This window comes from Pedobacter sp. NEAU-ZC8, assembly GCF_059278965.1.
This window is the reverse complement of the sequence record NZ_JCAJXC010000014.1, coordinates 136,223-143,767: the sequence shown is the minus strand read 5'-3', so window position 1 is coordinate 143,767 and position 7,545 is coordinate 136,223. Positions and strand designations below refer to the sequence as shown.

Genomic DNA, 7,545 nt, shown 5'->3' with positions numbered 1-7,545 from the left:
AAAGTAAACGTGGAAAAGAGCGTGGTTACCCGTCCATGGCAAACCAGACTACTGGGCTTTACCTTTTATCACAAGAAAGGTAGCAAAGGCATTACGGTACACCGTAAAAGCATTAGCACTTACAAGGATAAAATCAGGGAGATTACCTGCCGCAGAAAACCTTACCCGATCGAGGATCGGATGATGCAAATCAGGCAGCTGAACCAGGGTTGGGGGAACTACTTCAAGCTGAGCGAAGCTCATACTGTATTCAGAGAACTTGATGAGTGGGTCCGCAGTCGAGTCAGGCTATGTTATTGGATACAATGGAAGCAGGTAAAGACCCGCGTTAAGCAACTCGAGAAACTTGGGGTTCACCCTGATCAGGCTTATCAATGGGGAAATACCCGAAAAGGCCATTGGCGAACCGTACACAGCCCGATACTGACCCGGACTCTTAACAATGCATTTCTAAAGAAACAGGGGCTACTATGTCTAAAAGAAATAGTAACCCCTAAAGCTGTTTATGTTTAATGAACCGCCGTATGCCGAACGGCACGTACGGTGGTGTGAGGGGACAGGTAATCAAATAATGATTACCTTCCTACTCGATTATACGGTCTGGATTGCTGCTAACCTGATCTGTTCATCATTTTATTTCTTAGGTACTTCAAGGCAAGTGTAATTTGATTTTCGACGCTGGGCTTTGATATGCCAAAGGTCTTTGCGATTTCCTGATTGCTAAGCTGGTTAACCCGGCTTAGGTAAAAGATTTCACTACATCTTTTTGGAAGCCCCTGCAGCATCGATTTAAGTTCAATTTCAAAGTCAGACTGACTGATTCGTTCCGTTTCTTTATTGCTAACCTGATGGTCGCCAGATTCATTGTAATGCTCTACATAGGTAATTGGTGACATTTTACCTTGCTTGATCTTCTTCAGGACATGATACCGGGTGGTAATGAAGATGTAATTCCGAAAGTTTTTGATGTTTAAGAACTTGCGCCTTTGCCAAAGCGTTACAAAAACATCATGCACAATTTCTTCAGCCGTATGCTCATCCTGCGTATAATAATTGGCAGTTTTAAACAGCGCAGCCCAGTGCCTGTCGTATAAGCAGGCGAACGCAGCAGAATCATCTGAAACCACTTTATTCCAGAGTTCAAGATCCGAAAGGCTAACGTTGTTCATATTTGGTATTTAAAACTACCATTTTTTCATCACGTAGAACTGACCTATCCAGATTTATACAAAATTTTCAAATTGATGTGTGTGCAGCGCTTTGATTTACCTCTTTATCATACAACCAAATTGTATGAACCAGGAAGAATACCTAAAGCTGTATGAAAAATACATTGCAGGCCTTTGCAGTGCAGAAGAAGAGGAACAGTTATATGCCTATATGGATGACTTCAAAATGTTGGATGCCGATGAGGCAGCAGATGAAGTCGGAACCTCAACACGCAAGGACCAACTCTTCCAGCAAATCAATCAAACCATTCAGCATTCCGATAAACCGCTAAGCATACATCTCAACTGGATGAAGTATGCCGCAGCAGTGCTTTTAATCCTGGCTGCAGGCTTATTGTTTTATGATAACCAAAAGCCCCAGCCGGCAGGTTTAAATGTCCAGAAACAGGTCGCAAAAGCTAAATTGCCCATCACGCCGGGCCGTAATACAGCGACCCTAACCCTTTCAGATGGTGTTGTTGTAGACTTAGCCCAAGCTGGAAACGGTACAATTGCCAGCACCGAAGGTGCACGGGTACAGAAATCAGGAGATGGTTCCATCATTTACCAGGCATCAGGAAATAATGGCGACACCGAAAGTTTCAACACCATCAACGTTCCAGCAGGTGGTCAGTATAAGGTGGTTCTGCCAGATGGCACAGCTGTTTGGCTAAATGCCTTGTCCAGGCTAACGTATCCAACAACGTTCAGCGGCAAGACCCGTGAAGTAAAACTGGAGGGAGAGGCCTATTTTGAAGTCGCCAAAAATGCAGCGAAGCCATTCATTGCCAGGGTAAATGACATGAGGGTTACCGTATTAGGTACCCAATTTAACATCAATGCCTATGACAAACGACGATATAAGACCACGCTTGTAGAAGGGTCAGTACAGCTGAGCCAGTCAGCCAGACTAGCATTGCTTAAGCCAGGGCAGCAGGGTGTAGTAGACCCGGAAAATGAAAACATCAAAGTAGCCCCGGTAAACGTGAATAAAATTGTGGCCTGGAAAAACGGCTATTTCATGTTCCAGGACGATAGCATCAAAGATATCATGGCGCAGATCAGCAGGTGGTATGATGTAGAAGTTGAATTTGAAGGCAGCATGCCCGGCAAGACTTTCGGAGGTATCTACTCCAGAAATAAAGACATCAATGAATTACTCAAAGGACTGGAGCTTACAGGTCTTGTCCGCTTTAAGATTGAAGGAAGGAGGATTATTGTTATGGCCTAGGTTTACCAGATCAATCAGGCCGGTATTTGTCCCCGCCCGGACCGTATGTTGAATCAACATGGAAATGATCAGGGGTCGCACAATGATAGATAAAATCTTAAATCACTAACCAAATGTATATAAATTTTACTGCGTCAAACAGGAGCCAATCCTGTGTAAAGCTTAGAATTTGCCGTATGATGAAGCTTACCTGTATCCTGCTGCTCCTGGCGGTATTACAAGTAACAGCAAAGACCTACGCACAGAAGATAAGCCTGAAATATAAAGATGCGCCTTTAGAAGATGTGCTGCTGAATATCAGACAGCAAAGCGGATTTGATTTCTTGTATAGTTCAGAGCTGCTGACCCAAGCCAAGCCCGTAACTTTAAACCTAAAAGATGCTTCCATTGAAGAGGCACTGAAACTTTGCGTAGCAGGACAACCTTTTACGTATCAGATCAATCAGAAAACGGTTACCCTGACCCCCATGAAGCTTAGTAAGCAGCAGAATCTTACGGTAACCGGAAGGGTAACCGATCGCACCAACCAAGCTTTGCCCGGGGTAAGCATCCGGGTAAAAGGAGCCAATATCGGCACCATTACGGATCAGGATGGCCGCTACAGGGTCACGGTGCCGGCAACTACAAGTATTCTGGTATTTTCCTACATCGGTTATGAGACCCTGGAAAGAACCGTGAATAACCAACAACAGATCAATGTTACCCTGGCAGAAAATGCTCAAGCCTTGAGTGATGTGGTGATTGTAGGTTATGGTACCCAGCGCAGAACCAGTGTTACCGGCGCGGTTGACCAGATCAGTGCAGCTGCTTTAGAAGGTAAACCTGCAATGAACGCCACACAAGCGCTGCAAGGTGTATCTCCAAACTTAATTGTACAACAGCGGAATGCAGAACCCGGCGGTGCCATCAATCTGAATGTCAGAGGTGTCGGTACCATGGGCGACAACAGCCCCTTGGTGGTCATCGATGGTATTGTTGGCGGAGACATCAACCTGTTGAACCCATCAGATATCCAATCCGTATCCGTTCTTAAAGATGCCGGTAGCGCAGCCATTTATGGATCCCGTTCCTCGAACGGCGTAATCCTGGTTACAACCAAACAGGGGACTAAGAACTCCGGCACAAGGGTTACCTTGAATGCACTTACTGGTGTTCAGGTGCCCCACATCTTGTACAAGCCGGTGCAGGGTTATGAAAATGCGATCTTACGCAATGAAGCAAATGTAAATGCCGGATTAACGCCAATCTACAGTCCGGAGCAAATCAGGGATTTTCAATCCCGTGGCGATGAGCAATGGTTTTTAAACGGCATCCTTAAAAACGCCTTGCAGCAAAACCATAATGTTAGCCTATCCGGCGGAAATGCCAACTCCAGCTACCTGGTTTCTGTGGGTTACGCCGATCAGGAAAATAACCTTGTTGGGCAGAACTTCGGATTGAAGCGCTACAACTACCGCATTAACATGAATAACGAGTACGGTAAATTTAAGTTGACCAGCATCTTATCGTATGCCAAAACGCAGATCAACGATCATTCCTCCAGTACCTCAACCCTAATCGTGGATGCAGGGCGTGTACCTACCATCTTTAAGATGAAGGACGAGCAAGGTCGTTACCTTACCAATGAGGTTTTGGCGGAGTTCAATCCCCTAGGCCAGCTCGAGAAGGGCGGATACCGGAAATATGACAACGACAACCTTTTTGGAAGTCTGAATGCGGAATTTGCCGTTACCGATTTCCTGAAATTACGTGCAGTTGTTGGTGGTACCTTAACCGCAAATCACCTTTTCGCAAGAACCTTGCGTGTGGACTATTATCCTCAGGGTACTTCCGGTGCAGACCGCAACACCAATGATGAGAATACCAAAAATCTATTCCTGAATACACAGTTCCTGGCAGAATTTAACAAGACCTTCGCACAGAAACATGCAGTAAATGCTTTGCTTGGTGTTTCAAACGAATCCACCAATAATGAAGAGAACAGACTGTACCGGAGGTTTACAGATCCGGAGCTTGGTACACCAATCACGGAAACGGTAATTGATCCAAACTCCTCGAACACCAATCAACGGACAAATGAAAGTAGCCTGAACTCTCTTTTTGGTAGGGCCGGTTACTCCTTTGATGATAAGTACTACGGACAGGTCGACTTCCGTGTAGATGGCTCTTCAAAATTCAGTAAGCAAAACCGCTGGGGCTTTTTCCCGGCCATCTCTGCTGGTTATCGCATCAGTCAGGAAGACTTTATGGAGAACTACCGTCAGCGTTTCGGAGATCTGAAGATCCGCGGTTCTTACGGTATTTTGGGTAATCAGAATGTGGGTAATTACCAGTTTCAAACCACTTATTTCAGCTTCCAAAATGCTTATGCCTTCAACAATAGTGTCGTAAGCGGTACAGGTTTTAACTTTGCCAATCCAGACATCCGTTGGGAGCGGGCATCCACCTTCAATATTGGTGTAGATGCAACCTTCTTCAAAAATAGCCTTACCGTATCGGTCGATTACTTTGATAAAGTTACCCGCGATATCCTTGTTGCGCCGGTGGTGCCAGGAATTTTCGGTACCTCACTGCCAGACTTTAACTCTGCAAAAATGCAGAACCGGGGCTGGGAAGCTAGCATTAACTATCGGATTTCCGGCGATAAGTTCAATCATCAGATCGGCCTGAATGTCGGCGATTCTAAGAATAAGGTTCTGGATTATGGCGGCCGTGAGCGGATCTCATCTTCCGATGAAATGCAGTTCATCATACGTGAAGGCTTGCCGTTTAATTCCTATGTAGGCTTAAAAACCGATGGCTATTTCCAGAATATAGATGAGGTAAATAGTGGTCCAAAGCCGGAGGGTATCTCTGTTTTACCAGGTGATATCCGTTATGTGGATGTAAATAAAGATGGGGTGATCAATGATCGTGACCGCTTTGTGCTGGGTAATGCTTTCCCGCGACTGACGTTCGGTGTGACTTACGCGGTAAGCTTCAAGAACTTCGATGCAAACATCTTTATCCAAGGGGTAGGCAGACGTGATGCATTCATCCGCGGAGAGATGGTAGAGCCATATCACTTTAATTATGGCCAGGTAATGTATCAGCACCAGCTGGATTACTGGACACCAACAAATCCCGATGCACGTTACCCACGTCTTGCCGCAAATGGAAGCCAGTCTAACGCAAACAACTACAGAAGGGGCTCTGATGCATACCTCTACGATGCGTCTTATGCCCGACTGAAGAACCTGCAGATCGGATACTCACTTTCAAGCGAAACCGCTAAAAAGATCGGTATGCAGAAGCTCAGGATTTATGCTTCAGGGCAGAACTTACTGACCTTTTCTAAACTGAAATTCTTAGATCCGGAGAATACGGAGTTTAACAACAACCTCAGTAACTCAGGTGCAAATAGTGCGCGTGCGTATCCAACACCGATATACATAGGAATGGGTCTGGATGTAACCTTTTAATCTATTAACATGAAATCAATAAAACACATAAGTTGGGTAGTGCTGCTGTTTCTAACAACAGTTACTTCCTGCAAAAAGCTGGATCTGGTGCCAACCGACCGTTTCACGGATGTGAACTACTGGACCTCCACCGAGAAAGCCAACAGCATTCTCAATACGGCATATTCTCAAATGTTCAACAGCAGCAGGTTTTTCCTGAATGAAGCCTTGTCCGACAATGCCTATAATGGCAGGGGTGATAATGAGGGTGTAGCCTCTATTGCTTCCGGAACATACGACGCTTCACTGGGCAGAATAAAAAGTGAGTGGAATGATCATTACAGCGGAATCAAGACCTGCAACCTCTTTTTAGATAATGTAGACCGGATCGAAAATATGGATCCTGCTTTAAAAGCCCGTATGAAAGGCGAAGCAAGGTTCCTTCGTGCATTTCAATATTTTCAATTGATGACCTGGTTTGGCGATGTGCCTTTGTTTGATAAGGATATCACCCTTGAGGAATCGCTTTCCATCGGTCGTAGTCCAAGAGCAGAGGTGCTTGCCTTTATCTTAAGCGAACTTGATGCTGCCATCGAAGCGCTGCCGCTGAACACCGCGTATGCACAGGCAGATCGCGGCAGGATCACCAAAGGTGCAGCCTTAGGACTAAAAGCCAGGGTATACCTGTATGAAGGCCGCTGGCAGGATGTTGCGACAACCTGTGAAGCCATAATGAGTGGCAATAATGGCAGCTACAGCTTGTTCAATTCCTATGCAGGTTTGTTTTTACCACAAAATGAGAACAATTCAGAAGTATTGCTCGACTTCCAGTTCGATCCGGTGAACAGGACCTACAATCACCTGTTTGATTTTGTGCCAATTTCTGTTGGCGCCCGTTTGAATGCGCTTGCGCCTACACAGGAACTTGTAGATAGTTATCTGATGACTAATGGAAGGACAATCAACGAGGCAGGCTCAGGCTATGACGCGGAAGATCCTTATGTGAACCGTGATCCAAGAATGACGGCGACCATTGTTTACCACAACTACAACTGGACCAGGCCAGATGGAACCAGCAAAACCATTTACATTAAACCAGGAACAGATCCGGATGATACAAAGATGGATGAGTATGCTGCAGGTGGGGTAAGCTCTCCGACAGGCTATTATCTGCGTAAGTACTACGATCCAACCTCTTTAACCAACTTCGTCTCCGGACTAAACCTTATTCTGATCCGCTATGCAGATGTTTTGCTGATGTATGCGGAAGCCAGAAATGAGCTTGGTACCATGGATGAGTCTGTTTGGAACCAAACGCTGCGTGCACTGCGTAACAGGGCCGGATTTGTGGATCCTGTGGCGCTAAACTATAATGCTTCGCTTGGGCAGGATGGCTTAAGAACGGCAATCCGCAATGAAAGAAGAACAGAGCTCGCCATGGAGGGTCTGCGGGTATTCGATATCAGAAGATGGAAAACTGCTGAAGTGGTGCTAAACGGTTGGGCACACGGTGCCAAATTCGGCCCGGCTTCAATCGATAACGGCTATATCCGCGCTAATCTGCGTGTTTTTGATCCTGGAAAACACTACCTATGGCCAATTCCAAGAGATGAAAGAAACCTGAATCCAAACCTTCAACAAAATCCAGGCTGGTAACACATAAACC

At 45.7% G+C, this 7,545-nt stretch carries 5 protein-coding genes; 4 read left to right on the top strand and 1 reads right to left on the bottom strand.

Features of this window, described 5'->3' with window-relative positions; all coding sequences use genetic code 11:
• A partial coding sequence (locus AC5WJX_RS12660; RefSeq protein WP_494483672.1) for a group II intron maturase-specific domain-containing protein occupies window positions 1-513 on the top strand: 513 nt, incomplete at its 5' end.
• A gap of 98 nt (window positions 514-611) precedes the next feature.
• Here AC5WJX_RS12660 and AC5WJX_RS12655 read toward each other — a convergent pair.
• A complete protein-coding gene (locus AC5WJX_RS12655; RefSeq protein ID WP_494484798.1) occupies window positions 612-1,169 on the bottom strand; it encodes an RNA polymerase sigma factor in 558 nt (185 codons plus the stop codon).
• Window positions 1,170-1,293: 124 nt separating this feature from the next.
• Here AC5WJX_RS12655 and AC5WJX_RS12650 point away from each other — a divergent pair, with 124 nt between their 5' ends.
• The 3 genes from AC5WJX_RS12650 to AC5WJX_RS12640 all read left to right on the top strand — a co-directional run bounded on the left by AC5WJX_RS12650 (window position 1,294) and on the right by AC5WJX_RS12640 (window position 7,535).
• Window positions 1,294-2,439 (top strand): FecR family protein, encoded by a 1,146-nt coding sequence (locus AC5WJX_RS12650; RefSeq protein ID WP_494484797.1) that lies wholly within the window; start codon window positions 1,294-1,296, stop codon window positions 2,437-2,439.
• Between the two features lie 176 nt (window positions 2,440-2,615).
• The gene (locus tag AC5WJX_RS12645; protein ID WP_494484796.1) at window positions 2,616-5,900 is read left to right on the top strand and encodes a TonB-dependent receptor; all 3,285 of its coding nucleotides are present in this window, start codon (window positions 2,616-2,618) and stop codon (window positions 5,898-5,900) included.
• A gap of 9 nt (window positions 5,901-5,909) precedes the next feature.
• Window positions 5,910-7,535, top strand: a complete 1,626-nt coding sequence (locus tag AC5WJX_RS12640; RefSeq protein WP_494484795.1) for a RagB/SusD family nutrient uptake outer membrane protein — start codon at window positions 5,910-5,912, stop codon at window positions 7,533-7,535.
• Window positions 7,536-7,545 lie beyond the last annotated feature (10 nt).